Here is a 26,306-nt window from a genome sequence, read left to right on the forward strand (position 1 = left end):
CGCGGCGAAGGAGCGGTAATGCATTGTCCGTTCTGTCGTCACCCGGACTCGCGCGTGGTGGACTCGCGCGAGACCGACGAGGGCCAGGCCATCCGGCGACGGCGTTCATGCCCGGAATGCGGACGTCGATTCACGACCGTGGAGACCGCCGTCCTGGCCGTCGTCAAGCGCAGCGGTGTCACCGAGCCGTTCAGCCGCGAGAAGGTCATCAAGGGTGTGCGCCGGGCTTGCCAAGGCAGCCAGGTCGACGAGGACGCGCTGAACCTGCTGGCCCAGCAGGTCGAGGACACCGTGCGCGCGGCGGGATCACCCGAGGTTCCCAGCCACGAAGTGGGACTTGCCATCCTCGGGCCACTGCGCGATCTCGACGAAGTGGCCTACCTCCGCTTTGCCTCGGTGTATCGCGGATTCACCTCGGCCGAGGATTTCGAGCGTGAGATCGAGGCGCTTCGGGCGCATCGTGATTCGCCGCAACCGACCGCCAGCTGACCGGCCGGTGAGACCTCGATCAATCGATCTGCTTGATTCCGTCGTTGACGACGCGACCAGCGATACGGACCCAGCCGTCGGCGCTCCACTCGGTGTAGATGTGCGAGCCCTTACCCTGAACGATTTTCAGGTCCCGACTGAGGTAGTCGGTGATCCGTACGGCGGCGGCGCCGGTGGCCTCGTCTTCGGGCACGCCGAGATCGGTGGCGAACATCCGTGACCGCAGTTCGCCCCTGTCCCGGTCGGTCCACGTCCACAGGTAGTGGTTGATGTCGTCGGGATAATCCGACGGGTCGAGCGCCAGCAGTTCGTCGACGGAGACGATGTCGTGGATGGCGAATTCGGGTGCCCACTCCGCGCGAGCCCGAATGGAGGTGAGGTCGTCGTCGTCCGCCACCTGCACGAGTCCTGCGGGAACCCGCAACGTGTGGACGGGCGTGCCCTGCTCGCGAAGCCACCACGCCGCGCCGACGGTGGGGTGCCCCGCGAAGGGCAGCTCGACGGCCGGAGTATGGATCCGCGCGTGTGCCGTGCTGGTACCGGGGGCGGGCAGGTCGACGAAAACGGTTTCGCTGTAACCCAATTCGGTGGCTATCCGCTGGCGATCATCCGGGTCCACGGTGCTGGCGTCGACGACGCCGAGCGGGTTTCCGTGATTGCCGTCAGGGTCGGCGAAGACTCGCAACACCGTCACGTCGATGGCCATGGGCCCGATGCTACTTCGTATCCGCGTGCCGTTGGCCAGGTCGCTGTGGTCGCGAGAGGCCCGATGCTCAGGTCGCGCTGCGCTCGTCAGTTCCCATCGCGTCGAGCACCGCGACCCGGGTGTCGGCCGGCCCTGAGATCGTGCCTGCGGTGATCCCCGCCCGCAGCAGTCTGCGCAGGTACTCCTGGTCGTAGGCGGCCGGTTCGGTGCCGTCGATGAACTTCTCCACCACTTGAATGAAACGCTCCGGGTCGTCGTGGAACGGGAAATGGCCGGATCTGTCGAAGATTTCCAACTGCGATCCCGGCATCGCGGCGTGCGCCATCCTGGCGTGGCTGACGGGGATCACGGCGTCGCATCTGCCCCATATCAGCTGAACCGGAACCGATTGCGTCAGGTAGCAGCGGTCCAGCATGGTCACCACCTGACCGCGCCAATCGACGACAGCGCGCAACGTGCGGGCGAACGCCGAGGACGCGGTCGGTTCGGGTAGGTCGTTGAGGATGCGAAGCACCTGTGGCAGGTCGCGCCCGAGACCGGTTGAGCCGAACACACCGCCGGCGACGCGGCCCACCGCCTGCACTGCCGGCAGCACGAAAGGCAACCGCAGCAGCGCCAGCGCCTCACTGCCCATCGGAAGCGAGGCGAAGCGCAGCGCGATGTTGACGTCCTTGGTGACCCCACCGGCGCCGACCAGGATGAGCCGGTCGACCAGTTGCGGAAACTGATAAGCGAACTGCATCGCGACCCCGCCGCCGAGCGAATGGCCGATCACCGTCACGTGGTCGATGTTCAGAACGCTGAGCATGTCTCGCATCCCGTTGGCATAGGCGGCGACCGAGTAGTCGGCGCGAGGTTTGTCGGACTTACCGTGACCCAACAGATCAGGTGCGATCACGGTGAACCGCTGCGCGAGCTTCGACTGAACCGTCTCCCACGTCGTGGAGTTGTCGCCGATCCCGTGGATCAGCAGGATCGCGGGCCCCGAACCGGCCACCCGGTACGCGCGCCGGTAACCGTGAATGGTGCGGAACTGAAGGACGGGTGTCAGGTCCCGTACGGGCCGAAGGTTCGGCTTTCGCGGCGCCATTGCGCCAACTTAGCCTTCCGCCTCCGTCCACGCCCATCGAGTCGCCCACTGGCCGGGCGACTTGTCGTCATCCGGCGTCGTCGCCGTCCTCTGATCGGTCCTTGGACTTCTTCTCGGCCTGCTGGGCGAGGAACCGTTCGAACTCGGCGCCGAGTTCTTCGCCGCTGGGCAGGTTCTCGTCGCTGGCCAGCAGGGACCGGTTCTCCTGCGCCGCAACGTAGGCGTCGTACTGGCGTTCCAGGGCGGCGACCACCTGGGCCACCTCGGTGCTCTGCTCGACCTGCTCGTTGACCTTGGTCAGCACCTCCGCGCCGGCCGCTACCAGCGCCTCGAGCGGAATCTCCAGCGACGCGTTCCTGGCGACCTCGGCCAACAACGCCTCGGCCGCCGCGGGATAGTCGGTCTGGGCCAGGTAGTGCGGAACGTGGACGGTGAAGCCGACCGCCTCGTACCCGTGCTGCGACATCCGGAACTCGAGCAGGTTCGACACGCTCGCCGGGACCTGCACCTCGCCGATCCACGGCTGGTGGTCGGCGATCAGTTCCTTGTCGCTCGAGTGTGCGGTCATCGTGATGGGGCGGGTGTGTGGCACCGCCATGGGGATGGTTCCCAGCCCCACGACGCGGCGTACATCGAGCCGTTCGGCCAGCAGCCGCACTGCGGTGATGAACCGCTCCCAGCGCAGGTCCGGTTCCAGGCCCGCGAGAAGCAGGAACGGGGTTCCGACGCTGTCACGCATCGCGTACAGGTTGAGTTCCGGATCCTCGTAGTGGGTGAAATGGTCGGTCTTGAACGTCATCAACGGCCGCCGGGACCGGTAGTCCAGCAGCTCGTCGATCGCGAACGACGCCACCAACTCCGTGTCGAGCGTGTCCTTCAGGTGCTGGGCGGCCAGCCGGATCGCGTGCCCGGCGTCGGAGAATCCTTGTAGGGCGTGGATCAGCACCGGCCCTCGGCCGTCCTTGGAGGACAGTTGGGGTGCGGGGAACTCCAACTCGTACATGCCCGACTGTTCCGGCTGGTAGTGCTGTTCCGGATTACCGGCGTTGTCAGCCATGAACCTCGCCTCCTTGCGGTGGTGCCCAACCGTTAACGTCTTCGTACAGTGACAACTAGTCTCGCGCACGTTGCGTTCCCGCTGGCGGGCATCCCATGCCCGGAGCGGTGGAGACGTTTGCGGCGGGCCGGCGCTCCCGGTCGGCTAGCCGCGGAACTGGTTGAGCGCCCGTAGCTTGTTCATCACGTCCAGCGCCGCGACCTTGTAGGCCTCAGAAAAGGTGGGGTAGTTGAACACGGCGTCGACGAGGTAGTCGACGGTTCCTCCGCAGCCCATCACGGCCTGGCCGATGTGCACCATCTCGGTGGCGCTGGTACCGAAGATGTGCACACCGAGCAACCGCCGATCGTCGGTCGACACCAGCAGCTTGAGCATGCCGTACGAATCCCCGGCGATCTGTCCCCTGGCCAATTCCCGGTAGCGCGACACCCCGACCTCGTAGGGGACCGCGTCACGGGTCAGTTCGACCTCGGTCGCGCCGATGTAGGACACCTCCGGGATCGAGTAGATGCCGATCGGCTGGAGCTCGGTGATGCCCTGGGTCGGCTCTCCGAAGGCGTAGTAGGCCGCCAGCCGACCCTGTTCCATCGAGGTTGCGGCCAGCGCCGGGAAGCCGATCACGTCGCCGACGGCGTAGATGTGGTCGACCTTGGTCTGGAAATGATCGTCGACGAGGATGCGGCCCCGGCTGTCGGTCTCCAGCCCCGCGTTCGCCAGGTCGAGGTGGTCGGTTTGGCCCTGCCGCCCGGCCGAGTACATAACCGTTTCGGCGGGGATCTGCTTCCCGCTGGCCAAGGTGGTCACCGTGCCCGCGGATCCGACGTCGACAGCGGTCACCTCCTCGCCAAATCGGAACGTCACCGCCAGGTCGCGAAGATGGAACTTCAACGACTCGACGATCTCCGGGTCGCAGAAGTCCAGCATGGTCTCGCGCTTCTCCACCACGGTGACTTTGGTGCCCAGCGCGGCGAACATCGAGGCGTACTCGATGCCGATCACGCCCGCGCCGACCACGACCATCGACGACGGCAGCGACTTGAGATCGAGGATCCCGTCGGAGTCCAGCACGCGGTCCTCGTCGAACTCGACGCCCGCGGGGCGGGCCGGTTTAGTACCCGTGGCGATCACGATGTAGTCGCCGCTGACCGTGGTGCGTTCGCCGCGGGTGGGTTCCTCGACCAGCACGGTGTGTGCGTCTATGAACCTGCAGTGGCCCTGGATGAGGTCAATGCGGTTGCGTATCAACTGGGATCGGACGACGTCCTGCTCCTTGCCGATCACGTGGCTCGTGCGCGCCAGCAGGTCGGCGGGCGTGATTTTCTCCTTCACCCGGTAGCTGGCACCGTACAGCTCGCGCTGGCTCATGCCGGTGAGGTAGACAACGGCCTCCCGAAGCGTCTTGGAGGGGATGGTCCCAGTGTTCACGCAAACCCCACCGAGCATGCGTCCCCGCTCGACGACCGCCACCGTCTTCCCGAGCTTCGCCGCAGCGATCGCCGCTCTCTGCCCACCTGGTCCTGAACCGATGACCACGAGGTCGTACTCGAGCATGGAAGCCATGGCAACAAGGTCTACGCCGGTTGCGCGAATTCTGCACGCCGACTGGCCTCAACCGACGCTGAATTGATCCCCAATCTCGGATTGATCCACAGTGGCGGCGGCCACGGGCGTCTACGGGCGGCAGCCGTCGGAGGCGGCAGGGAAGGTCAGCCCATGACGACCTCACCATCACCCGATTTCCACCTCGACCGCCCGGCGGTGCTCATCGCCGCCCTGCCCGCCGTGCTGGGCTTCGTCCCCGAGAAATCCCTCGTGCTCGTGACCGTGGACCGCGGTGCGATGGGATGCGTCATGCGGGTGGACCTCTCCGACGAGCTGTCCGATTCGGTCGAGCACGTAGCCGAGGTGGCCGCGGCGGCGCGGCCCGACGCGGCGATCGCCGTCATCGTGGACGAGGACGGCGCGGGCTGTCGGCTCTGCAATGACGAATATCGCGAGTTGGCCGCCATGTTGGCGTCCACCCTGGACGACCAGGGGATCGAACTGCTCGCCGTGCATGTCGTCGACCGGATCGCGGCGGGCGGCCGGTGGCACTGCGCCGACGGGTGCGGCGCGTCAGGCACCGTGGACGATCCGTCCGCGTCGCCGCTCGCGATGGCCGCCGTGCTGGACGGGCGCCGGCTCTATGCCCGACGCGCCGAACTGCAGGATGTCATCGCGGTCACCGATACTGTCCGTGCGCAAGCGTTGGCCGGCCTCATCCAGGACGCGCGAGCGGGCCGATCGGATGCCGAGGCGTGCCGCGATATCGAGGCAGTTATCGCGGCGGCCGCGCGGTTGTCCGACGGTGAGGACCTGTCCGACGAGATGCTGGCTCGGATCGCTGCTGCCCTGACCGATCTGCAGGTTCGCGACACGCTGTATGCGCTCGCGGTCGGTGAGCGCGCGGCTCAGGCCGAGTCGCTGTGGGCGGAGTTGTCGCGGCGCCTGCCCGAGCCGTGGCGGGCCGAAGCGCTGGTGCTGTTGGCGTTCTCGGCCTACGCGCGCGGTGACGGTCCGTTGGCCGGGGTTTCGCTGGAGGCGGCGCTGCGCTGCGACGGCACACATCGGATGGCCGGCATGCTGGACACCGCGCTGCAGTCCGGTCTGCGTCCGGAACGAATTCGTGAGTTGGCCGCGACCGGCTACCGGTTGGCCGACCAGCTGGGGGTCCGGTTACCGCCCAGGCAGACGTTCGGGAAACGGGCCGGTTGACCCGCTGAGCACCGGGCCCGCTCCGGGTCAGACCTTCTCGACCTTGACGGCGTGAGCCATGTGGTGGGGCAGCTCGACCTGTTCGTGGCCGGGGATCACGATCATCACCCCGCCGTGGTCGTTGGTCTGCACGGTCACGCGGGCGTTGGGTACCACCCCCGCGTCCTTCAGCCTGCTGATCAGGTCGGCGTCGCCTTGTACGTGCTCGGTCAGTTGCCGCACCACGACCGCGACGGGCATTCCGGCGGGCAGCTCGGTCAGCCGCACGAGGTTCATCCGGCCGCCCTCCGGCGTCGTGCTGATCAGGCCAAGCTCCGAGAGACCGGGGATCGGGTTACCGAAAGGCGAGGTGGTGGGATTGTTGAGAACCTGGACGAGTCGACGCTCGACGTCCTCGCTCATCACGTGTTCCCAGCGGCAGGCTTCGGCGTGCACCTCCTCCCACGGCAGGCCGATGACGTCAACCAGCAACCTCTCCGCGAGGCGGTGCTTGCGCATCACGGCCACGGCGAGGGCACGACCCTTATCGGTGAGCTCGAGGTGGCGATCGCCTGCGACATGAAGCAGGCCGTCCCGTTCCATCCGGGACACCGTCTGGCTGACAGTGGGGCCACTCTGATCGAGACGTTCTGCGATGCGTGCACGCAGGGGCACCACGCCCTCTTCCTCGAGGTCGTAGATCGTCCGCAGGTACATCTCAGTGGTGTCGACCAGATCATTCATTGCGCTAACCCTCCGTCAGGGGTCGAGTCTACCGGCTGGACGGCCTGAACTGCGTTGTTACGTCTGCGACACCGGCACGCCCGATACGACGCGATCCCCGCCGACCGAAGCGGCGGGGATCGTCATCGGGGGGCGTTTAGCTGGCGTACGAGCGGAGGCGATCCGCGCGTTCGCCGTTGCGGAGCTTGGCCATGACCTCTCGCTCGATCTGGCGAACCCGCTCGCGGGAGAGCCCGAACAGCTTGCCGATCTGGTCGAGGGTGCGGGGCTGGCCGTCGTCGAGTCCGAACCGCAGCCGGATCACCTGCTGTTCGCGTTCATCGAGCGTGGCGAGCACGTGCCGGATGTCGGTGTGCAGAAGCTCGGAGATCACCGCGTTCTCGGCCGACATCGCCTCGGCATCCTCGATGAAGTCGCCGAGCGGCGCCTCCTCGTCGCTGCCCACCGGCATGTCGAGGCTGACCGGATCGCGGCTGTGCTCGAGTAGATCGGTGATCTTCTCCACCGGGATTCCGGACTCGGCCGCAAGTTCTTCGTCCGTGGCTTCGCGGCCAAGGTTCTGGTGCATCTCACGCTTGATCCGAGCCAACTTGTTGACCTGCTCGACGAGGTGCACCGGCAGCCGGATCGTGCGGCTCTGGTCAGCCATACCGCGGGTGATGGCCTGGCGGATCCACCACGTGGCGTACGTCGAGAACTTGAAACCCTTGGTGTAGTCGAACTTTTCCATCGCCCGAATCAGGCCCAGGTTGCCTTCCTGGATCAGGTCCAGCAGCGGCATCCCGCGGCCGGTGTAGCGCTTCGCCAGCGACACCACCAGGCGCAGGTTCGCTTCGAGAAGGTGGCGTCGCGCGGCCTCACCGTCGCGGACCACCGCGGCAAGATCACGTTTGCGGTTCTCGCCCAAGCGCTTCCGCGTTTCGAGCACGTGCTTGGCATATAGCCCGGCCTCGATGCGCTTTGCGAGTTCGACCTCATCGGCGGCGTTGAGCAAGGCAGTTTTGCCAATACCATTGAGATACACGCGTACGAGGTCAGCCGCTGGACTCTGGGCGTCCAGGTCCTGGTCGACGCGGATGGTGCTGGCATTTGCCATGACGGCCTCCTGATCAAGTCGAACTGTCATGAGCTACAACGCCCACGAGGTCCAAAGAGTTCCCAGCCATCGGCTGGTTCACACCTTCTGATCAGCGGTTTTTCGGAGCCGACCTGAGAATGTCCTTAGAAAAGGGCTAGAAGCGCCTCAGCTGGGAACATCGCCGTTCGAGCCACGTCCCTCCCGTTGCGGCGGTGCCACGATGTGCTGTTCCAGCGCCGGCCGTTCGGCAGTCGGGACTTCGGGCGAGTGCCGACGTTTGTCGTAGCGACGCGGCTCCTCCGGGCGGCGCGGCGGGCGGTCGTTGGCGATGAGAACGGCGATCCATGGCAACGGAATCGAGCCGACCAGAATCGCCAGCGAGATCAAGCCGTTGTGCCAAATGCCGTAGGCGATCGCGGCGAATACGAGCGCCGGAATACGAAACGACATGAGGGTCAGGTACTTGCGAACCCGTTGGCGGTGCTGTTCCTCGTAGGCGGGGGCGGCGCGAGTGATCAAGACGGGCCGGCCGTCGTCGTCGAAACTCAGCTCGCGGCTTTGTTTCATCCCTTTACTGTCCCACATTGTGGCTCCGCTGTACGGGTCGGTTTTCTTACGGGCAAAATGGTTGTCATGCAAACCCAGACGATCGAGCGCACCGACACCGACGAACGCGTCGACGACGGGACTGACAGCGATACCCCGAAGTTCTTCCACTATGTCAAGAAGGACAAGATCGCCGAGAGCGCCGTCATGGGGACCCACGTCGTCGCACTGTGCGGCGAAGTTTTCCCCGTGACCAAGTCGGCCAAGCCCGGCTCGCCGGTGTGCCCGGAGTGCAAGCGGATCTACGAGAAGCTCAAGAAGTAGCCGGGTCGGCCGCCGCCCCCGGCGGGGACGCTGGAGCGGCTGTCGCTGCTTCCTCGGCCGGGACGCCGTTGAGTGACTCGGCTTTCCCCCTCAACCACCACCGAAGCCGCTTGGCATGCGTGTCCGCCGCCGGCCACTCCTCCTGGATCGCTGCGTTGAGTTCGGCGCCGATCATGATCGCGAAGCCGAGGAAGAACGCGAACAATAAGAAGGCGATCGGCGTCGCCAACGCGCCGTACGTGTAGCCGGTCGCGGTGATCCACGTCAGGTAGAAGCGCAAACCGAACGTCGCCAACAGGAACACGGCGGTGGCCAGGATCGAGCCCAGGAGCAACCGGTGCGACGGCAACGGCTTGGGCAGCGAGACCCGGTAGAGAAAGTTGACGGACACGATCAGCGCGACGATCAGCACGGGGTAATAGCCGAACCGCAGGACGTGGTCCCAGCTGTCCGGAATGTACGCGGCGATCTTGCGCGGCCCCAACGCGATGAACGGCGCGGCGACGACCGCGCCGATCAACATCACCACATAGAGGCCGAGCGCGTAGAACCGTTGACGGACCGGGTGGCGCAGCGGCGTCTGGCCGTGCGCCTCGGTGATCGAGTCGACGAACGCCGAGATGGCCGACGATCCCGCCCACAGCGAAATCACGAAACCCAGCGAGACCACCTCGCCGCGGGCGCCCTGGACGATGTCGCGGACCGTCGGCTCGATGATCTCGCTCACCACGTTGGTGGAGAAGAACCGCCCAGCCGTGTCGATGATCTGGTTCTCGATCATCGGAAGGGTGTCGGGTCCGAACAGCGGAGCGATGTAGGCGAGGCTGCCGAGCATCCCCAACAGCAGCGGCGGAAGCGACAGCGCCGACCAGAACGCTGCCTGCGCGGATTCCGAAAAGATCGAGTCGTCCCAGCTCTTGGACAACGTACGCGCCACCATGTGGCGAATATGGTGGCGCGACGGCTTCGTCGGCAGCGGCCGGGACTGGTCACTCATGACCAGTCCAGCATTACTGACGAAAGATGCTCGTGCCCAGAGTGGTTGTCAGCCGTGTCGGGTGCTATGCCTCCACCGGACTGACTTCGAGAACGGCCGCCAGCTCGATCAACTTGGCCTCGTGCTCATTGGCGTGGTGCTGGCAGAAGAGCAACTCCGAACCCGACGGGAGCTTGGCGCGTACCCGTGCCGCGGCGCCGCAACGATCGCAGCGATCAGCCCGGGTCAAAGGGGGACTGGTGAGCGTTGCGTTCGTCATTGCGGACCTCCGTACTGTCGCGTGCATCTACTGTCTCAGACGTTTTGACTTTCGGCGTTGTTCCCAAAGGCTGTAGCGGTGTGTCGTGTCTCACCGTCACCTCGAGTTGCCGACACGGCAGGCTGGCGATATGTGCCCGCCACCGACCGTACTGGTCCACATGTGCAGCAAAGACGAATGGGAGGCTGCTCGAGCACGCGGCGAGCATCGCCCCGATTCGTTGACCGCAAGCGGCTTCGTTCACCTGTCGACACCCGAGCAGGTGCACCTGCCGGCCAACCGGCTCTACGCCGGTCGTACCGACCTGGTACTGCTCCACATCGATGCCGCACGACTATCCTCTCCGGTTCGCTGGGAAGCCGGTCTGCCGGCTGATCCAGTGGGGATGGAGTTCCCACATCTCTACGGCCCTTTGCCAGTCGCAGCTGTGATCCGCGTCACGTCCTATCGCCCGGGCGCGGACGGCCGGTTCGCCCCACTGGCGCCCTCCTCGTAGGCGTCGACCTCGATCGCGTCCGCCGGAGGCTTATCGCCTCAGCACCGAAGCCACTCGTGCGGGGCTTCGAACCAGAGCGCTTCCGCGCGCGAGCGTCCTACGTACACTTACAAATCGTGGGCATTCTGTTAGGTCTCGCACCGTGGCTCGTTTACTGGGTGCTCGTCGGCAACGTCCCGTTCACCGTCGCGGCTCTGGTCGCTCTCGCGGTCGCGGTTGGCGCATTCGCGCTGGGGCGGTTGCGGGGCGGCCCCGGCCGCGTACTCGAAATCGGTGCGGTGGCAACGTTTCTGGTCTTGACGGTGCTGACTTTCATCCTCGACCAGTCATTCCTGGAACGGTGGATGCAGCCGGTGGGCAACGCCGGCATCTTCCTGGTGACGCTCACCGGCGTCTTGATCGGGAAGCCGTTCGTGCGGGAGTTCGCCGAAGAAGGCCAACCGCCTCACGTCGTCAAGAGCGACCTGTTCGCGGGTGTCACCTCGCAGCTGACGTGGATTTGGGTGGCGGTGTTCGCCGGCATGACGCTGTCGTCGGCGATCCCGCCGCTCGTCGACCGCGACGCGACATTCCGGGACACGGAGTCGCCGCTGTCGTTCATCTGCTACTGGGTCATCCCGTTCGCGTTGTTGGCCGGCGCGGCGTTCGCGACGCGGGTGTTGCCGGAACGCATCGCCGCCGGCGCCGACGACATCGTCCGCAAGACGTCGTTCGTGGCATTCGCCGAAGCCGAGATCGACCAACTGATGTATCTGGCAACCGAACACGCCAACCGGGAGGTGGGCCCCGGCAAGGAGGCCTACGACATCAAGATCGGAAGCAAGGGCATTCCGTTGACCGGCGACGAGACGCGCGAGTCCTGGCCCTCGACGTACAAGGTGCGCGAGAAGAAGCGGTGATCGCACAGGGAACCGCAGACCGACGATGCGTTGCGGTGTCGCGTCTAAGCTCAACCTCCGCCGAAATGATATGGGCGCAAGGCGATTTCGCCGGTGATGTCACTGGTTGCGGTCAACCCCTGTGAACGCGGGGACGGATGGTGGGTCGACGCACAACAACCCGACACCCGCGAGCGCGTTGACCGGATATCCTTCCGAGTCCGATTTCGTTCCATGCATACTGCACTTCACGAGCCGGCAACAGAGAGGGAGCGCCATGGGAAGCAGATGGGCGTCGGCGGCCGCCGCCGTGATCGCGGCGGGCGTGGTGACGCTGGGTCTGGCAGCCCCTGCTAACGGCACGGATCAGATCACGGCGAACGCGCTCGGCACATACGAGGCCACATACGAGTGGGGACCGAAGACGTGGGTGGTTACGCCGTGCGAGGGCGACGCGTTCCAATGTGTGCACGTCACCGAGTACAACGTGGACGACACCGAGCGGAAGTCGCCGCAATGGAGCGCCAACGCCTACTGGCAGGTCGGCTGGTGGATCGTCCGGGACGCACTAACGGCCCAAGCACTCACATGCGAAGACGGGTCGCAGCATGACCTGCCGATGACCTACACGTGGGACGCCGCGACGGGCGAAGGTCTGCGGTCCTACCACGAACCAGGGATATGCGGCGACGCCTACAACGGTTACAACAGATTCGAGGCGAAAAAGCTCGGTCCCGCGCCGGTGCCGCTGTAGGCACTGGAGCAGGTTCAGCACATTCGCGCAGTCGACACGATGAGATCCCAGGAGCCTGCATGGTCGGCGTTGACTCGACCTCCAATGCCAACGAGACTCGACATCACACCGCGGTTTGGAGACATGATGGATCGTCCTGAGGTTGTGAAGAAGGATCAACTCAGTAACCCGCGGATTGAGCAGAGCAGCGGCATGCAGCGCGGCCAGGCGTTTCATCACGAAGGCGTGTGGGCGGGTTTTTCCGCTTTTCCCGGCGGAGCATCAACCGGCTGGCATCACCATGGCGACTACGCCACGTATGGCTACATCACCGAGGGAAAGATGACGGTTGAGTTCGGGAAGGGCGGAGCGGAAGTCGTCGAGGTGGAAGAAGGCGACTTCGTCTATATTCCAGCGCGGATGGTGCACCGCGAATCACTATCCGCCGCGGGCGGTGCCGGAGTGGTGATCCGCGTTGGGGGCGACGGTCCCACTGTCTATAACGTCGACGGACCGGACGAGGATTGACGTAAGCGATTCGCAGACACCACGGTCCTCCCGTCCGATTCAGTCCAGGTAGTCGCGCAGCACCTGAGATCGGCTGGGGTGGCGCAACTTTGACATCGTCTTCGATTCGATCTGGCGGATACGCTCGCGCGTCACGCCGTACACCTGACCGATCTCGTCGAGCGTGCGCGGCTGACCATCGGTGAGTCCGAACCGCAACCGCACAACGCCGGCTTCACGCTCGGAAAGCGTTTCCAGTACCGACTGCAACTGATCCTGCAGCAGCGTGAACGACACCGCATCCACGGCCACCACGGCCTCGGAATCCTCGATGAAATCGCCCAGCTGCGAATCGCCCTCGTCGCCGATGGTCTGGTCCAGCGAGATGGGCTCACGCGCGTACTGCTGGATCTCCAGCACCTTCTCCGGCGTGATGTCCATCTCCTTGGCCAGCTCTTCGGGAGTGGGCTCGCGGCCCAGGTCCTGGAGCAGCTCACGCTGGATGCGGCCGAGCTTGTTGATCACCTCGACCATGTGCACAGGGATGCGGATGGTGCGGGCCTGGTCGGCCATCGCGCGGGTGATCGCCTGGCGGATCCACCAGGTGGCATAGGTGGAGAACTTGTAGCCCTTGGTGTAGTCGAACTTCTCGACGGCGCGGATCAGGCCCAGGTTGCCTTCCTGGATGAGGTCTAGGAACGCCATTCCGCGACCGGTGTATCGCTTGGCCAGCGATACCACCAGACGCAAGTTCGCTTCCAGCAGATGGTTTTTCGCGCGGTCGCCGTCGCGACATATCCATTGCATGTCGCGACGCTGCTGCACCGGCAGCTTCTCGCCGCGCTCGGCCATCTCGGCCAGTCTCTGGGTCGCGTACAACCCGGCCTCGATGCGCTTGGCCAGCTCGACCTCTTCTTCGGCGTTGAGCAGCGCGACCTTGCCGATCTGCTTGAGGTAGGCGCGCACCGAGTCGGCCGACGCGGTCAGTTCGGCGTCTTTGCGGGCCTGCCGAAGCGCCTCGGATTCCTCTTCGTCCCAGACGAAGTCGCCGGATGCCTTGTCCTTCTCCGACGGCTCGGCGATCTCGTCGTCCTCCGCGACAGCGTCGTCGCCGGCTTCGGCGGCGACCGGGGCGTCGCCCTCGGCGGCCTCCGCACCGTCTTCGGCGGGCTCGTCGTCGACCTCGAGATCCTCCAGGTCGATGTCGGTGTCCTCGACCTCGAGGTCCTCGTCAGGCTCGGCTTCGATGTCGTCGGTCTCGAGGTCGTCGGCCTCGGCCTCGATCTTGGTGGTGTCGGGTTCAGCCGCAGTGGCCTTCTTGGCGCGACTTCGGGGCGCCGCGGTCTTTGCGGCCTTCGAAGCCTTCGCTGGTGCTTTGCCTGTGGTGCTTGCCTTGGCTGCGGCTTTGGCGGGTGCCTTGGTGGCGCGGGTCTTGGCGGCCTTCTTGGCCGGGGCCGTCCCGTTGGCCGACTTCGCCGCGGTCTTTTTGGCGGGGGCGGATTTGGTAGCGGTGCGCTTCACCGGCTCATCGGTTGCCGGGCTTGCCTTTGTCGCTGCCACGTACACCCTTTCCTCGTGCTACCTCATCGCAGGCTGGGCCCACCGCGAAGCGCGGGGAGGTAAGCCCCATCGATGAGCGTCGGCTGTCGAATATCGGCGGTTGATAATCGCCGCTATCCAGGCTGCGGCCGCCGTCGACCATTGTAACGACAGTGTGCGAGAACGCCGCCTTCAGCGGCAAATCGACGGGTCTCGGGCGTGGCTACTTCGCGGTAGCTGTGACGTCCACCTCAGCGGCCATCGCCGCGCCCACGATGCCCGCGGTGTTCTGCAGAGCCGCGGCCACCACCGGCGTGCGGTTCTTCAGCAGCGGAATCCATTTCTCGGCCTTGCGGCTGATGCCGCCGCCGGCGATGAACAGGTCCGGCCAGATCGCGTTTTCGACCGCTACCAGCACCTTCGTCACTTCGACGGTCCAGCGCTCATAGTTCCAGCCCTTGCGTTCCTTCACCGACGACGCGGCGCGGTGCTCGGCTTCCTTGCCGCCTACCTCGAGGTGGCCGAACTCGGTGTTCGGCAGCAGCACGCCGTTGTGGATGACCGCCGAACCGATCCCGGTGCCGAAGGTCAACAGCACGATGACGCCGGTGTTGTCTCGGCCCGCGCCGAACTTCTCCTCGGCCAACCCGGCAGCGTCGGCGTCGTTGAGGACCGTGACCGGCTGTCCGTCGAGCGCGTTGCTGTAGAACTCGCTGGCATTGCTGCCGATCCAGCCCTTGTCGACGTTGGCCGCGGTGCGCACGATTCCGTCGGTGACAACGCCGGGGTAGGTGACGCCGACCTTCTCGGTCCAGCCGAATTCGCGGACGACGGCCGCGACCGTCGTGCTGACCGCCTCGGGGGTGGCGGGCTGCGGGGTGGGCAGCTTGAATCGCTCGCCGATCAGTTGTCCGGTGTTCAGGTCGACGATGCCGCCCTTGACGCCGCTGCCGCCGACGTCGATTCCGAACCCGCGCCGCTGGCTCCCGTTGACGCTCTGGGCGGCGGCGGGTGAATTGGTCGCGGTCATCAACGCTCCTCTACTCCGGGCAGGCGTGCCGCAGCCACGTCATGCGCCCCACACCTTAGTGCTTCGGAAGTGGCCGCGCGGGACTGTCGGACAGACAGTCGGCGACAACGTCGACCGAAACGTGCTGCGATGGGTGCATGCCCGACAACGACGCCGATCCCGTCCTGCTGCGCTCGGTCGCCGAGCAGCTGGCCACCGAAGCGGCCGCCTTCGTGCGGCAGCGCCGCGCAGAGGTTTTCGGCGGCCACGGCTCGCCCACAGACGATTCGGGGCTGCGAACCAAGAGCTCGCCCACCGACCCCGTCACCGTCGTCGACACAGAAACCGAGCGGCTGATTCGCGACAGGCTGGCAGAGCTACGGCCCGGAGAGCCCGTGCTCGGCGAAGAGGAGGGCGGGACCCCCGCGCACGGGGACGACCTCACCTGGGTGCTCGATCCGATCGACGGCACGGTCAACTTCGTCTACGGCCTGGAGGCCTACGCGGTATCGGTGGCCGTGCAGCGCCGCGGGAGCTCGGTGGCGGGCGCGGTCGCGAACGTGCCCGCCGGCGCGGTGTACTCAGCAGCGCTGGGCCACGGCGCCTATCTGCGGAACGCCGAAGGCGCCGCACAACTGCACGCCAGCGCAGCCGACGATCTGTCGATGTCGTTGTTGGGCACGGGATTCTCGTACGACCGCGAACAGCGGGCCCGGCAGGCCGCGGTGCTCACACGGGTCCTACCCGAGGTGCGCGATGTGCGCCGGATCGGATCGTGCGCGCTGGATTTGTGCATGGTGGCCGCGGGGCAACTCGACGCGTATTACGAGGACGGCGTCCACCTGTGGGACTGGGCCGCCGGAGCGCTGATCGCCGCGGAGGCAGGGGCCACGCTGCAGTTGCCGCAGGGAAGCGGGGCGACGGGTGGGCCGGGGTTCATCACGGCCGCGGCGCCGGGCGTCGCGGCAGCCTTGGACGACGTGCTGCGCCGGGCGGGCGCACCCTAGACAGTCGAATCGCGCTGTCCGACACCAACTAAGCTCAGCAGGTCCCCGAGTGGATCTTCGGCAGCAGCTCGGAATCGGCCGCCTGAGTGGCGTCGGGCCGCAGGCTGGCCAGCACCGCCTCGATGTCGTCGCTGCTGCTCAGCTCCGTGAAATCGGTGCCGAGAGCCAGGTCGACGCTGTCGTCGCCGCGCTCGTCCTGGAACAATTCGGTGCACGGCGCCACGAGCCACACCGCGGCGGCCGCGGCACGTCCGGCCTCGCCGAACCGGATCTGACCCTGGCATTCCAGGCGCGCGGTTGCGTAGATCGGATCGTTTGCCGCGGTCGGCTCGGCGAACCCGAGGTCCTTCAGCGCGCCGGCCACCTCGGAGGCCTGACCGCCCTGACCGCTGGCGTTGAGCACCCTGATCTTGGTGTCGGCGAGGCGGGCCGGGCTCACGTCGACCATGTCGGCGCGCGATACCCGTTCACCCAGCGTCGGGGTGGGCGCGCCGGGGTCGCTGGGTGCAGGCGGTGGATTGCAGATCGCCGCCTCCGGCACGTCGGCGGGACGGTTCAAAGCTATGACCCACACCATCAACGTCACCACCGAAAGCGCGACGAACAACAGAACGCCCGGCAGGAAGTTCCGCCGCCGGAAGGGGCGACCGTGTTCGTCGAACGCGGTTCCCTCTGTGATTTGCGCGACCACGAGTGCACTCTAGAGCCCCTGCTCCCACCCTCTTGGCACCGCACGGCCGACCTTGTGACATAAATCACAGCGGAACGGGTACCAATACGGGCACGAATCGTTTGGTGGATGCGTTCGACGCTGGTACAAAGCTCTGTCGCACGAGGTTTTATTCGGAGGGGACGAGGATGGCTACCGATTACGACGCCCCACGGCGCACCGAGACCGACGACGTCTCGGAAGATTCGCTCGAGGAGCTGAAGGCGCGGCGTAACGAGGCCCAGTCGGCGGTCGTGGACGTCGACGAGTCAGAGTCCGCCGAGTCCTTCGAGTTGCCAGGCGCTGACCTTTCCGGTGAAGAGCTGTCGGTGCGAGTGATCCCTAAGCAGGCCGACGAGTTCACCTGCTCCAGCTGTTTCCTGGTTCACCACCGCAGCCGTCTGGCCAGCGAGAAGAACGGCGTGATGCTCTGCTCGGACTGCGCGGCGTAACAATTCTCTTCGCAGCTCAGCTGCAAGGCCCGATTCGCAGCTCAGCTGCGGATCGCAGCCAGCACCTTGTCCGGGCGACGACAACTCACCAGCCAATACGGCGTCGGATCATCCGGATCGTCGAGCACCACCAGAACCATGGGGCCCACCCACGGCCGATGAACGACGTAGGCAGCCGGGTCGAGCTGACGCCCCAGGGCCGCGGACTTGGCGCTGCGTGGCACCTCGGCCGACCGGGTGATCACATCGACGGGCAGGTGCGCCGGACCCGCCCAGAGCTCGGCGCCCTCCGGCCCGCTGACGACCCGCACCTCCGTACGCCCCAGCCACAACAGGACGACGACGGCGACGGGCAACAGCAGCGCGTACGGCAACCATCGAGGTAGGCCTGGAACGCCCATGTTCACCTCGAGCGCGATCAGCGCCGCGAGGCCCAGACCGGGCGGCCACCACCACCACGGCACCCAGAGCCGCTCGCGGTAGCGAACGGATTGCGTCGTGGCGTGCGTCTCGGACACGCGGCCAAGAGTAATCTCTGACGTCGTGCCCACTTCTCTGGCGGTCGTGCGCCTCGATCCTGATCTGCCGATGCCCAGCCGCGCCCATGACGGCGATGCGGGCGTCGATCTTTTCAGCGCGCTCGACGTCGAACTGGCACCCGGTGAACGCGCGCTGGTTCCGACGGGTATCGCGGTGGCCATCCCGCACGGAATGGTCGGGTTGGTGCATCCCCGTTCCGGATTGGCTGCCCGCGTAGGACTTTCGATCGTCAACAGTCCGGGCACCATCGACGCCGGATACCGCGGCGAGATCAAGGTTTCGCTGATCAACCTCGATCCGCAGGTACCGATCGTCGTGAACCGCGGGGACCGCATCGCTCAGTTGTTGGTTCAGCGGGTCGAACTGCCCGAGCTGGTCGAGGTCACGTCGTTCGACGAGGCCGGTCTCGGTGAAAGCACCCGTGGCGAAGGTGGCCACGGTTCCTCCGGCGGACATGCGAGTTTGTGAGATGGCATTCGGTAAGCGCAAAGACAACGAGATCGGCGACGGCGAAGACGTCGTCGGACAGGAGACGACGGGCGCCGTCGACGATGAACTCGAAGGCCCGTTCGACATCGAGGACTTCGACGACGCTGAGACGGCTGCCGCGGGCCGGCTGGATCTGGGCTCGGTCCTGATCCCCTTGCCCGCAGGTGGTCAGGTGCAGGTCGAGCTCACCGCCCAAGGAGTGCCCAGCGCGGTATGGGTCGTCACTCCCCACGGCCGGTTCACCATCGCCGCCTACGCCGCTCCCAAGAGCAGCGGCCTATGGCGGGAAATCGCCGCCGAACTCGCCGATTCGCTGCGCAAGGACGGCGTCAAGGTGTCGATCAAGGATGGGCCGTGGGGTCGCGAGGTCGTCGGCGTGGCATCCGCCCAGCAGGCCCAGGCAGCGCAGCAGGGGCAACCCGGCGTCGTGCGCTTCATCGGCGTCGACGGCTACCGCTGGATGATCCGCTGCGTCGTCAACGGTCCGCAGGAACACATCGACGCGCTCGCTGCCGAAGCTCGAGAAGCGTTGGCCGACACGGTGGTTCGTCGCGGAGAGACCCCGCTGCCGGTGCGCACGCCGCTGGCGGTCGAGTTGCCGGAGCCGATGGCCAACCAATTGCGTGAGGCTGCCGCCCAGCAGGCCGCCCAGGCGCAACAAGCTCAGCAGGCCGGTCAGTCGGAACCGGTCGCGCGCCGCAGCGCCCAGGGATCGGCGATGCAGCAGTTGCGGACGATCACCGGCGGCTGATTCTTCGACTACGCGGTTCATCCCACGCACCGGCTGCGTGCGATCCACCGGTTAGTGCCGGCCGACCAGCCGGCGGGCGCTACCGGTGTCCGGCCTCCAGCAGCGCGGCAACACATGCCGCGCCGAGCACCGCCGGGTCGGCACCCATTTCGTCGAGGGTGACCGTGCGCAACGCCGCCTGCGGCGCCGCCGTCACCCACTCGGCCGCCACCTCGATCGGATGCACGGGATCGTCGGTGGCGGCTGCCACGCCCAGCGGGACGGCCAACCGCTCCAATTCCGCGCACGTGGGCGCGACGTAGTTCGCTGCCTCCTCCATCGCCTCCGGCAGGTCCGGCCACTGCCCGAACCATGAGCGGGTGAGCTCGTCGCCCAGCCACCGTGGACTCGACGCCCGCATCGCCGCGCTGGTGGCCGCTAGTCCGTCCCGACGCAGCAGTTCGGCGGAATGACGCGCTGCGGCCGCCGCGGGTGCGTGCTGCGGTGAGCCGGTCCACGCCGGAAGTGCCGCGAGCACCGCCACCGTCCGGTTCGGATGCGTCAGCGCCCATGCCGTGGCGACGGCGGCGCCGATCGACACACCCCCCACGGCGATGCGCTCTTCGCGCGCTGCAGCGTCGAGCGCGTCACGGTATCCGGCGACGAGCCGGTGCGGCTGAGGCGCCGGCGTGACGAGCGTCGCACCCCGCTCATGCAGAGCGGCGGAAAACGCCCGGTAGACGAAGTCGTCGTCGGAGCCCGTGCCCGGTAGCAGGACCGTCGTGACGCCGCCGAGAGTGACCGTCATGACTCGATCGTGCCTTGGGCGAAGAGCGCTCGGCGTGGCGAGGTGACCCGGCGTGGCATCTCGTAACTCACAGGATTAACGTGGCGATTACTTGGGTAGGTCCAAGGTGCATCTGCGGACAGGTCAGGAGAGGCCATGGCAACCGCCGAAGGGTATCTGCGCCGGCTCACGCGACGGTTGACAGAAGACCCGGAGCAACTCGATGTCGAAGAGCTCAGCGACGAAGCCGCCTCGACCGGCGCCCAGAAGGCGATCGACTGCCAGCGCGGCCAGGAAGTGACGATGATCGGCACCCTGCGCAGCGTCGAGTGCAACGGCAAGGCATGCGCGGGCGGCGTCAAGGCCGAGCTGTTCGACGGCACCGATTCGGTGATGCTGGTCTGGCTCGGACAGCGTCGCATCCCTGGAATCGAGTCCGGCCGCACCCTCAAGGTGCACGGCCGGGTCGGCAAGCTCGACAACGGTGCCAAGGCCATCTACAACCCGCACTACGAGATCCAGAAGTGAGCGAGCCCGGAACCGAACCGGAGCAACCGAAAACCCAGCAGTCGACCAAAGCTACCGCCGTCCTCGACCAGATGGGCGGGGTCAGCGGTCTGATCTATTCGTCGTTGCCGGTCGTGGCGTTCGTTCCGGTGTCCCAGATCGTCGGGCTGATTCCCGCCATCGTCGCCGCGCTCGGCGTGGCCGGCATCATCCTCGCGTGGCGGCTGGCTCGGCGCGAATCTGCGCAGCCCGCCATCTCCGGCTTCTTCGGTGTCGGGATCTGCGCGTTGATCGCCTATGTGATGGGCGAGTCGAAAGGCTACTTCCTGCTTGGCATCTGGTCGTCGCTGTTCTGGGCGGCGGTGTTCGCTGTGTCGGTGGTGATCCGCCGGCCCGTCGTCGGTTACGTCTGGGGCTGGGTCAACGGACACGGCCGTGACTGGCGCCGGGTGCGCAAGGCGGTGACGGCATTCGACATCGCGACGCTGTTCTGGGTGGCGGTGTTCGCCTCACGTTTCATCGTTCAGCGGCATCTGTACGACGCCGACCAGACTGGGTGGCTGGGTGTCGCGCGAATCTCCATGGGCTGGCCGTTGACCGCGGTCGCGGCACTGGTGACTTACCTGGCGATCCGGGCCGCGCAGAAGGCCATCACCGCAAGCGAGTCCTCCGACGACGTGAGCGCCCCGACCGGACGCTGACGTCAGCGCGGCTGCGGGTGTAGCAGCAATTCCTGCATCTGCTCTTCGACCTCGGCGACAGCCACGAACAGCAACTCGTCGCCGCCCTCGAGCGGTTCGTCCGACTCGGGCACGATCACGCGGGGGCCACGCAGGATCGCCACCAGTGTGCAGTCGCGCGGCAGTTCGAGGCGCTTGACCGGCTTGCCGCCCCACGGGGTGTCGTCGGGCAGCGTGATCTCGACGAGGTTGGCCTGTCCCTTGCGGAACTCCATCAGCCGCACCAGGTCGCCCACCGCGACCGCCTCCTCGACGAGGGAGGCCAGCATGCGCGGCGTGGACACCGCCACGTCGACTCCCCAACTCTCGTCGAACAACCACTCGTTGCGCGGGTCGTTGACGCGGGCCACCACCCGCGGCACCGCGAATTCGGTCTTGGCCAAGAGGCTGACGACGACGTTGACCTTGTCGTCACCGGTGGCCGCGATCACCACGTCGAACTGTTCGAGCTGAACGGATTCGAGCATGGTCAACTCGCACGCGTCACCCAGCCGCCACTGCGCCGAAGGGATCGCGTCGACGTCGATGTGGTCGGGATTGCGTTCCAGCAGCGTCACCTCGTGGGTGTCGACCAGTTCACGGGCGATGGACCGGCCGACGGCGCCGGCCCCGGCGATGGCGACCTTCACCTGCGCCACTCCTCCATGTCGTCGTGGACGCGCTTCATCCCTCGAGATCCTCGCTCGGCGGCAGTGCCGCGATGGCAAGCGCCTCGGCGATATGGCCGGCGATCGCGGCTATGAACACCTGGTCGCCGGCCTGGATGACGGTCTTCGCGTCGGGCAGCAGCCCGGCGCCGAAACGGATCAGGAACGCCACCCGACCGCCGGTGGCCGCCTCGAGGTCGGTGATCCGGCGGCCCACCCACGACTCGTGCAGCGCCACTTCGGTTATGCCGACGTTGCCGGTCGGGTCGCGCCACTTGGTGGTCTCGGTTTCGCGGGTCAGCACGTTGAGCAGACGGTCGGTCGTCCACGGAACCGTGGCCACGGTCGGGATGCCCAACCGCTCGTAGACCGCGGCGCGCTTGGCGTCATAGATCCGGGCGACCACCCGCTCGACACCGAAGGTCTCGCGGGCCACCCGCGCCGAGATGATGTTGGAGTTGTCACCCGACGACACCGCGGCGAACGCTCCGGCTTCCTCGATGCCCGCCCGCAGCAGCACGTCGCGGTCGAAGCCCATGCCGAGCACCCGCTCCCCGGAGAACTCCGGTGAGAGCCGGTGAAACGCCGTGCCGTCGCGATCGATGACCGCAACGTCGTGGCCTATCCGGGACAGGCTGTCCGAAAGCGACGCGCCGACCCGGCCGCAGCCCATCACCACTACACGCACTCCCCGGTCCTTCCTGTCGAACCCGTGCAGTCGAACGCTACAGCTTTCCGACGGGCAATTGCTGCTGGGCTTACTCTTGGCACTCGTGTCCAAGCTATCCAGGTTCGCGCGGCGGGTAGTCCTCGGCAGGCCGTTTCGCAGCGACAGGATTTCGCACACCCTGCTGCCGAAGCGGATAGCCCTTCCCGTCTTCGCCTCCGACGCCCTGTCGTCGGTGGCCTACGCGCCGGAAGAGATCTTCCTGGTGTTGTCGGTCGCGGGCCTGGCGGCCTACTCGATGACGCCGTGGATCGGCCTGGCGGTGGCCGCAGTCATGGTGATCGTCATCGCCAGCTACCGGCAGAACGTGCACGCCTATCCGTCCGGTGGAGGGGACTACGAGGTGGTCACCACCAACCTCGGCCCGACGGCCGGCCTGACCGTGGCGAGCGCGCTGCTGGTCGACTACGTGCTCACGGTCGCGGTGTCGATGTCCTCGGCGATGTCGAACATCGGCTCGGCCGTGCCCTTCGTCAACCATCACAAGGTGCTGTTCGCGGTGACCGCGATTCTGTTGGTGGCGGCCATCAACCTGCGCGGCATCCGCGAGTCTGGAACCGCTTTCGCGATCCCGACCTACGCGTTCATGGTCGGGATGTTCCTGATGCTCGGCTGGGGCTTCTTCCAGATCTATGTGCTCGGCGAACCGTTACGAGCCGAATCGGCAGACTTCGAGATGCATTCCGAACACGGTGAAATCGTCGGCTTCGCGCTGGTTTTCCTTGTCGCACGGGCGTTCTCGTCGGGCAGTGCGGCGCTGACGGGTGTGGAGGCGGTCAGCAACGGGGTGCCGGCGTTCCGTAAGCCTAAGTCGCGCAACGCCGCAACCACCTTGGCGTTACTCGGTTTTTTCGCGGTCACCCTGTTCATGGGAATCATCATGCTGGCCAAGGAAACCGGCGTGCAGATCGCCGAGCGACCGCACGAACAACTCGTCGGCGCCCCGCCCGACTACCACCAGAAGACGCTGATCGCGCAGTTGGCCGACGCGGTGTTCCACGACTTCACCGTCGGACTCTTCCTCATCGCCGGCGTCACGGCCCTGATCTTGCTGCTGGCCGCCAACACCGCGTTCAACGGGTTCCCGGTACTCGGGGACATCCTGGCGCAGGACCGTTACCTGCCGCGCCAATTGCACACGCGCGGCGACAGGCTCGCGTTCTCCAACGGCATCCTGTTCCTGGCGTTCGCCGCGATCGCGTTCGTCGTCGCTTTCCGCGCCGAGGTCACCGCGCTCATCCAGCTCTACATCGTCGGGGTCTTCGTGGCGTTCACGCTCAGCCAGGTCGGCATGGTGCGGCACTGGACGCGGCTGCTACGCACCGAAACCGAGCCCCTGTTCCGGCGCAAGATGATGCGTTCTCGCCTGATCAACGCGATCGGTTGTGCCTGCACCGCCACGGTGCTGGTGATCGTCGTGGTGACGAAATTCGTTGCCGGAGCTTGGATCGCGATCCTGGCGATGGGCCTCCTGTTCGTAATGATGAAGATGATCCACCGGCACTACGACACGGTGGCGCGGGAACTCGAGGAGCAGGCCGCCGCGGAAAGCGACATGGTGCTGCCGAGCCGCAATCATGCGATCGTGCTCGTGTCCAAACTGCATCTTCCCACGATGCGCGCGTTGGCTTATGCCAGGGCGATCCGGCCGGACACGCTGGAAGCCATCACAGTCAGCGTCGACGAAGGCGAGACGCGTGCCCTGATGGACAAGTGGGAGGACAGCGATATCAGCGTTCCGCTGAAGGTCATCGCCTCGCCGTACCGGGAGATCACCCGTCCGGTGGTCGACTACGTCAAGCGGATCAGCAGGGAGTCGCCGCGCACCGTCGTCACGGTGTTCATCCCCGAATATGTCGTGGGCCATTGGTGGGAGCAGTTGCTGCACAACCAGAGTGCCCTTCGGCTCAAGGGCCGCTTGCTGTTCGAGCCGAATGTGATGGTGACCTCGGTGCCGTGGCAACTGAGTTCCTCCGAGCGGCTCAAGACGCTTCAGCCACAGTCGGCGCCCGGCGACGCGCGCAGGGGATTCCTGGAGTGACCGGTGTCGCGGGTGTGCCGTCGGAACTGACGGTGACCGCAGGACCACCGGCTAACGGCGGCAGCTGTGTGGCGCGCGACGACGGCCGCGTCGTGTTCGTCCGCTATGCGCTGCCCGGCGAACGAGTCCGGGTTCGGGTGGTCGCCGATCGCGGGAAGTATCTGCATGCCGACACGATCGAGGTCATCGAACCGTCCGCCGACCGCGTCGAATCGATCTGCCCGATCGCGGGCGCGGACGGCGCCGGCTGCTGCGATATGGCATTCGCCGAGCCGGCGACGGTCCGCAGGCTCAAGGGCGCCGTCGTCGCCAACCAGTTGACGCGGCTGGGCGGCTACCACTGGCGCGAGGAAGCCGACGCCGCCGCCGAGCCGGTCGGTGACGCGGGTACGACCGGGTGGCGGACGCGGGTGCGGTTGGACACCACCGCCGCCGGAGAACCCGGATTCCACCGGTTCCACAGCGTCGACCTGATCACCGACCTGAACTGCGCGCAGCTGCCCGCCGGCATGGTCGACGGGCTGGCCCAGCGCGTCTGGCCACCGGGCGCGCATCTGCACGTCGCGGTCGACGACGAGGGCACGCGCCACGTCGTCCAGTCCGGACCCAAGTCGGGGCCCAGGGGCAAGGCCGCCACTCAGGTGATCGAGGGCGGCTACGAAGCCGTCCAGCGGATTGGGGGCCGGACCTGGCGGGTGCCCGTGACCGCCTTCTGGCAGTCGCACCGCGACGCGGCGCGGCTCTACAGCGAGTTGGTGGCCGGCTGGGCGCAGCTGCGTCCCGGAATGACGGCGTGGGATTTGTACGGCGGGGCAGGGGTTTTCGCGGCCGTGCTCGCCGAAGCCGTCGGGCAGAGGGGGAAGGTCGTCACGGTGGACACCTCGCGGGGAGCCTCGCGTGCGGCGCGCGCCGCGCTGGACGACATGAGATGGGTGTCGGTGGTCACCGACTCGGTCCGCCGGGCCGTGGCCGCCCAGCGGAAGCGGGCCGATGTCGCGGTGCTCGATCCGCCGCGCACGGGGGCCGGTCGCGAGGTGATCGATCTGCTGGCGGCCGCCGAGGTGCCGCGGATCATTCACATCGGCTGCGAGGCAGCGTCATTCGCGCGGGATGTCGGTCTGTACCGCGGGCACGGATACACCGTCGAGGAGTTGCGGGTCTTCGACTCGTTTCCGCTGACGCACCACGTCGAGTGCGTCGCGGTGTTGCGTCGGTAAACGGGTATCCCGTGCAGGATGCAGACGTTCCTGCCCTGCCCCGGTTTCGACGACACCGCCCGCGTCCTGGACCTCAAGCGGCTCGGCAAACAGCGGGTCGAGGCCATTCAGGTGGTTCGCGCGCTGACCGTGCCCGGGTACGGCTGGCGTCATCACCCGGCGGCGGCGATGTGGGCCGGCTACGAGGAAGCCCTGGTCCGGTACGGGCTCGACATCTGCGCCGCATGGTGCCGGCTGGGCCACGCCGACACATGCGCGACCACCATGGTCGCCGACCTGACCCGCACGACCGGCATCGGCACCCCGCGCACGCAAGACGAGTTGGCGGCCGCGGGGGAGGTGCCGCCGTGGCTGGGCGATCCGGCGTTCCACCGCAGCCATCAGTCGGTGCTGGTCCGTAAGGACCCGCAGCATTACCGTCAGTTCTTTCCCGACGTCCCCGACGACCTGGAGTACGTGTGGCCGGGCTCTGACCGTCCGCGCCGTATCGCGATCTGACGTCAGCGGCTGAAGTCCCGCGCAAGCCGC

Annotated in this window: 32 protein-coding genes; 16 read left to right on the plus strand and 16 right to left on the minus strand. The window is 66.6% G+C overall.

Annotated elements, in window-relative coordinates; all coding sequences use genetic code 11:
* The first annotated feature begins 18 nt into the window (after positions 1–18).
* The gene (gene nrdR / locus AU193_RS20495; RefSeq protein WP_064424271.1) at positions 19–489 is read left to right on the plus strand and encodes a transcriptional regulator NrdR; all 471 of its coding nucleotides are present in this window, start codon (positions 19–21) and stop codon (positions 487–489) included.
* A gap of 19 nt (positions 490–508) precedes the next feature.
* Here the strand turns inward: nrdR and AU193_RS20500 are convergent, their stop codons facing one another.
* The 4 genes from AU193_RS20500 to sthA all read right to left on the minus strand — a co-directional run bounded on the left by AU193_RS20500 (position 509) and on the right by sthA (position 4,893).
* Complete coding sequence (locus AU193_RS20500) at positions 509–1,195, minus strand: PhzF family phenazine biosynthesis protein (RefSeq protein WP_064424210.1); 687 nt, start codon at positions 1,193–1,195, stop codon at positions 509–511.
* A 67-nt stretch (positions 1,196–1,262) separates the two neighbouring features.
* Positions 1,263–2,285: an alpha/beta fold hydrolase gene (locus AU193_RS20505; RefSeq protein WP_064424211.1), complete on the minus strand. Its 1,023-nt coding sequence runs from the start codon at positions 2,283–2,285 to the stop codon at positions 1,263–1,265.
* 67 nt (positions 2,286–2,352) lie between these two features.
* On the minus strand, positions 2,353–3,342 hold the full coding sequence (locus AU193_RS20510) for a proteasome assembly chaperone family protein (RefSeq protein ID WP_064424212.1): 990 nt from the start codon (positions 3,340–3,342) through the stop codon (positions 2,353–2,355).
* Between the two features lie 144 nt (positions 3,343–3,486).
* Positions 3,487–4,893, minus strand: coding sequence for a Si-specific NAD(P)(+) transhydrogenase (gene sthA, locus AU193_RS20515; RefSeq protein WP_172798378.1), 1,407 nt, complete (start codon positions 4,891–4,893; stop codon positions 3,487–3,489).
* A gap of 162 nt (positions 4,894–5,055) precedes the next feature.
* Here sthA and AU193_RS20520 point away from each other — a divergent pair, with 162 nt between their 5' ends.
* Positions 5,056–6,096, plus strand: a complete 1,041-nt coding sequence (locus tag AU193_RS20520; protein WP_064424214.1) for a DUF4192 domain-containing protein — start codon at positions 5,056–5,058, stop codon at positions 6,094–6,096.
* Between the two features lie 27 nt (positions 6,097–6,123).
* On the opposite strand, the gene AU193_RS20525 is transcribed toward AU193_RS20520, so the two are convergent.
* From AU193_RS20525 to AU193_RS20535, 3 genes are all read right to left on the minus strand, one after another.
* Positions 6,124–6,819: a metal-dependent transcriptional regulator gene (locus tag AU193_RS20525; RefSeq protein WP_064424215.1), complete on the minus strand. Its 696-nt coding sequence runs from the start codon at positions 6,817–6,819 to the stop codon at positions 6,124–6,126.
* 136 nt (positions 6,820–6,955) lie between these two features.
* Positions 6,956–7,915, minus strand: a complete 960-nt coding sequence (gene sigB / locus AU193_RS20530; RefSeq protein WP_064424216.1) for a sigma-70 family RNA polymerase sigma factor SigB — start codon at positions 7,913–7,915, stop codon at positions 6,956–6,958.
* A 147-nt stretch (positions 7,916–8,062) separates the two neighbouring features.
* The gene (locus tag AU193_RS20535; RefSeq protein ID WP_064424272.1) at positions 8,063–8,464 is read right to left on the minus strand and encodes a DUF3099 domain-containing protein; all 402 of its coding nucleotides are present in this window, start codon (positions 8,462–8,464) and stop codon (positions 8,063–8,065) included.
* A 66-nt stretch (positions 8,465–8,530) separates the two neighbouring features.
* Between AU193_RS20535 and AU193_RS20540 the strand changes: the two genes are divergently transcribed.
* Positions 8,531–8,767, plus strand: coding sequence for a DUF3039 domain-containing protein (locus AU193_RS20540; RefSeq protein ID WP_064350987.1), 237 nt, complete (start codon positions 8,531–8,533; stop codon positions 8,765–8,767).
* Here AU193_RS20540 and AU193_RS20545 read toward each other — a convergent pair.
* A complete protein-coding gene (locus tag AU193_RS20545; RefSeq protein ID WP_064424217.1) occupies positions 8,757–9,764 on the minus strand; it encodes a YihY/virulence factor BrkB family protein in 1,008 nt (335 codons plus the stop codon). The two genes, AU193_RS20540 and AU193_RS20545, sit on opposite strands and share 11 nt — an antisense overlap.
* 64 nt (positions 9,765–9,828) lie before the next feature.
* Positions 9,829–10,023: a hypothetical protein gene (locus AU193_RS20550; RefSeq protein ID WP_064424218.1), complete on the minus strand. Its 195-nt coding sequence runs from the start codon at positions 10,021–10,023 to the stop codon at positions 9,829–9,831.
* Between the two features lie 130 nt (positions 10,024–10,153).
* On the opposite strand from AU193_RS20550, the gene AU193_RS20555 reads away from it, so the two are divergent.
* The 4 genes from AU193_RS20555 (at position 10,154) to AU193_RS20570 (ending at position 12,658) form a co-directional block, all read left to right on the plus strand.
* A complete protein-coding gene (locus tag AU193_RS20555) occupies positions 10,154–10,519 on the plus strand; it encodes a DUF952 domain-containing protein (protein WP_064424219.1) in 366 nt (121 codons plus the stop codon).
* A gap of 116 nt (positions 10,520–10,635) precedes the next feature.
* Positions 10,636–11,418, plus strand: coding sequence for a hypothetical protein (locus AU193_RS20560; protein WP_064424220.1), 783 nt, complete (start codon positions 10,636–10,638; stop codon positions 11,416–11,418).
* 256 nt (positions 11,419–11,674) lie between these two features.
* The gene (locus AU193_RS20565) at positions 11,675–12,151 is read left to right on the plus strand and encodes a hypothetical protein (RefSeq protein WP_064424221.1); all 477 of its coding nucleotides are present in this window, start codon (positions 11,675–11,677) and stop codon (positions 12,149–12,151) included.
* Positions 12,152–12,277: 126 nt separating this feature from the next.
* Entirely contained in the window at positions 12,278–12,658 is a 381-nt protein-coding gene (locus tag AU193_RS20570; protein ID WP_172798375.1) for a cupin domain-containing protein, read from the plus strand.
* Positions 12,659–12,697: 39 nt separating this feature from the next.
* Here the strand turns inward: AU193_RS20570 and AU193_RS20575 are convergent, their stop codons facing one another.
* On the minus strand, positions 12,698–14,197 hold the full coding sequence (locus AU193_RS20575) for an RNA polymerase sigma factor (protein ID WP_064424273.1): 1,500 nt from the start codon (positions 14,195–14,197) through the stop codon (positions 12,698–12,700).
* 202 nt (positions 14,198–14,399) lie between these two features.
* Positions 14,400–15,206, minus strand: coding sequence for a polyphosphate--glucose phosphotransferase (gene ppgK, locus AU193_RS20580; RefSeq protein WP_064424223.1), 807 nt, complete (start codon positions 15,204–15,206; stop codon positions 14,400–14,402).
* 137 nt (positions 15,207–15,343) lie between these two features.
* Between ppgK and AU193_RS20585 the strand changes: the two genes are divergently transcribed.
* Entirely contained in the window at positions 15,344–16,192 is an 849-nt protein-coding gene (locus tag AU193_RS20585) for an inositol monophosphatase family protein (protein ID WP_064424224.1), read from the plus strand.
* 34 nt (positions 16,193–16,226) lie between these two features.
* On the opposite strand, the gene cei is transcribed toward AU193_RS20585, so the two are convergent.
* Positions 16,227–16,883, minus strand: coding sequence for an envelope integrity protein Cei (cei, locus tag AU193_RS20590; RefSeq protein ID WP_064424225.1), 657 nt, complete (start codon positions 16,881–16,883; stop codon positions 16,227–16,229).
* Positions 16,884–17,050: 167 nt separating this feature from the next.
* Between cei and AU193_RS20595 the strand changes: the two genes are divergently transcribed.
* On the plus strand, positions 17,051–17,353 hold the full coding sequence (locus AU193_RS20595; RefSeq protein ID WP_064424274.1) for a DUF4193 domain-containing protein: 303 nt from the start codon (positions 17,051–17,053) through the stop codon (positions 17,351–17,353).
* Positions 17,354–17,394: 41 nt separating this feature from the next.
* On the opposite strand, the gene AU193_RS20600 is transcribed toward AU193_RS20595, so the two are convergent.
* A complete protein-coding gene (locus AU193_RS20600) occupies positions 17,395–17,871 on the minus strand; it encodes a DUF3093 domain-containing protein (protein ID WP_064424226.1) in 477 nt (158 codons plus the stop codon).
* Between the two features lie 25 nt (positions 17,872–17,896).
* Between AU193_RS20600 and dut the strand changes: the two genes are divergently transcribed.
* Both dut and AU193_RS20610 read left to right on the plus strand, forming a co-directional pair.
* Positions 17,897–18,361: a dUTP diphosphatase gene (gene dut, locus AU193_RS20605; protein ID WP_064415859.1), complete on the plus strand. Its 465-nt coding sequence runs from the start codon at positions 17,897–17,899 to the stop codon at positions 18,359–18,361.
* 1 nt (position 18,362) lies between these two features.
* Positions 18,363–19,133: a DUF3710 domain-containing protein gene (locus tag AU193_RS20610; RefSeq protein ID WP_064424227.1), complete on the plus strand. Its 771-nt coding sequence runs from the start codon at positions 18,363–18,365 to the stop codon at positions 19,131–19,133.
* 79 nt (positions 19,134–19,212) lie between these two features.
* Here AU193_RS20610 and AU193_RS20615 read toward each other — a convergent pair whose 3' ends face one another.
* Positions 19,213–19,920 carry an alpha/beta fold hydrolase gene (locus tag AU193_RS20615; protein WP_064424228.1) on the minus strand — a complete coding sequence of 236 codons (708 nt, stop codon included), beginning with the start codon at positions 19,918–19,920 and terminating at the stop codon, positions 19,213–19,215.
* Positions 19,921–20,055: 135 nt separating this feature from the next.
* On the opposite strand from AU193_RS20615, the gene AU193_RS23275 reads away from it, so the two are divergent.
* Together AU193_RS23275 and AU193_RS20625 are read left to right on the plus strand one after the other, a co-directional pair.
* A complete protein-coding gene (locus AU193_RS23275; protein ID WP_064424229.1) occupies positions 20,056–20,427 on the plus strand; it encodes an OB-fold nucleic acid binding domain-containing protein in 372 nt (123 codons plus the stop codon).
* Positions 20,424–21,107, plus strand: coding sequence for a DUF3159 domain-containing protein (locus AU193_RS20625; protein ID WP_064424230.1), 684 nt, complete (start codon positions 20,424–20,426; stop codon positions 21,105–21,107). Before AU193_RS23275 ends, AU193_RS20625 begins: the two co-directional genes overlap by 4 nt.
* Positions 21,108–21,109: 2 nt before the next feature.
* Here the strand turns inward: AU193_RS20625 and AU193_RS20630 are convergent, their stop codons facing one another.
* Together AU193_RS20630 and AU193_RS20635 are read right to left on the minus strand one after the other, a co-directional pair.
* Entirely contained in the window at positions 21,110–21,775 is a 666-nt protein-coding gene (locus tag AU193_RS20630; protein ID WP_064424275.1) for a TrkA family potassium uptake protein, read from the minus strand.
* Between the two features lie 34 nt (positions 21,776–21,809).
* The gene (locus tag AU193_RS20635) at positions 21,810–22,481 is read right to left on the minus strand and encodes a TrkA family potassium uptake protein (protein ID WP_082683081.1); all 672 of its coding nucleotides are present in this window, start codon (positions 22,479–22,481) and stop codon (positions 21,810–21,812) included.
* Positions 22,482–22,566: 85 nt separating this feature from the next.
* Between AU193_RS20635 and AU193_RS20640 the strand changes: the two genes are divergently transcribed.
* The 3 genes from AU193_RS20640 to AU193_RS20650 are packed head-to-tail and all read left to right on the plus strand — an operon-like array spanning position 22,567 to position 26,276.
* Positions 22,567–24,561 carry an APC family permease gene (locus AU193_RS20640; protein WP_064424277.1) on the plus strand — a complete coding sequence of 665 codons (1,995 nt, stop codon included), beginning with the start codon at positions 22,567–22,569 and terminating at the stop codon, positions 24,559–24,561.
* The gene (locus AU193_RS20645; protein ID WP_253867981.1) at positions 24,558–25,778 is read left to right on the plus strand and encodes a class I SAM-dependent RNA methyltransferase; all 1,221 of its coding nucleotides are present in this window, start codon (positions 24,558–24,560) and stop codon (positions 25,776–25,778) included. The genes AU193_RS20640 and AU193_RS20645 overlap by 4 nt, the downstream gene beginning before the upstream one ends.
* 18 nt (positions 25,779–25,796) lie before the next feature.
* Positions 25,797–26,276, plus strand: a complete 480-nt coding sequence (locus tag AU193_RS20650) for an MSMEG_6728 family protein (RefSeq protein WP_064424231.1) — start codon at positions 25,797–25,799, stop codon at positions 26,274–26,276.
* Positions 26,277–26,306 lie beyond the last annotated feature (30 nt).

Source organism: Mycobacterium sp. GA-1285 (genome assembly GCF_001499905.1).
Taxonomy (GTDB): Bacteria; Actinomycetota; Actinomycetes; order Mycobacteriales; family Mycobacteriaceae; genus Mycobacterium.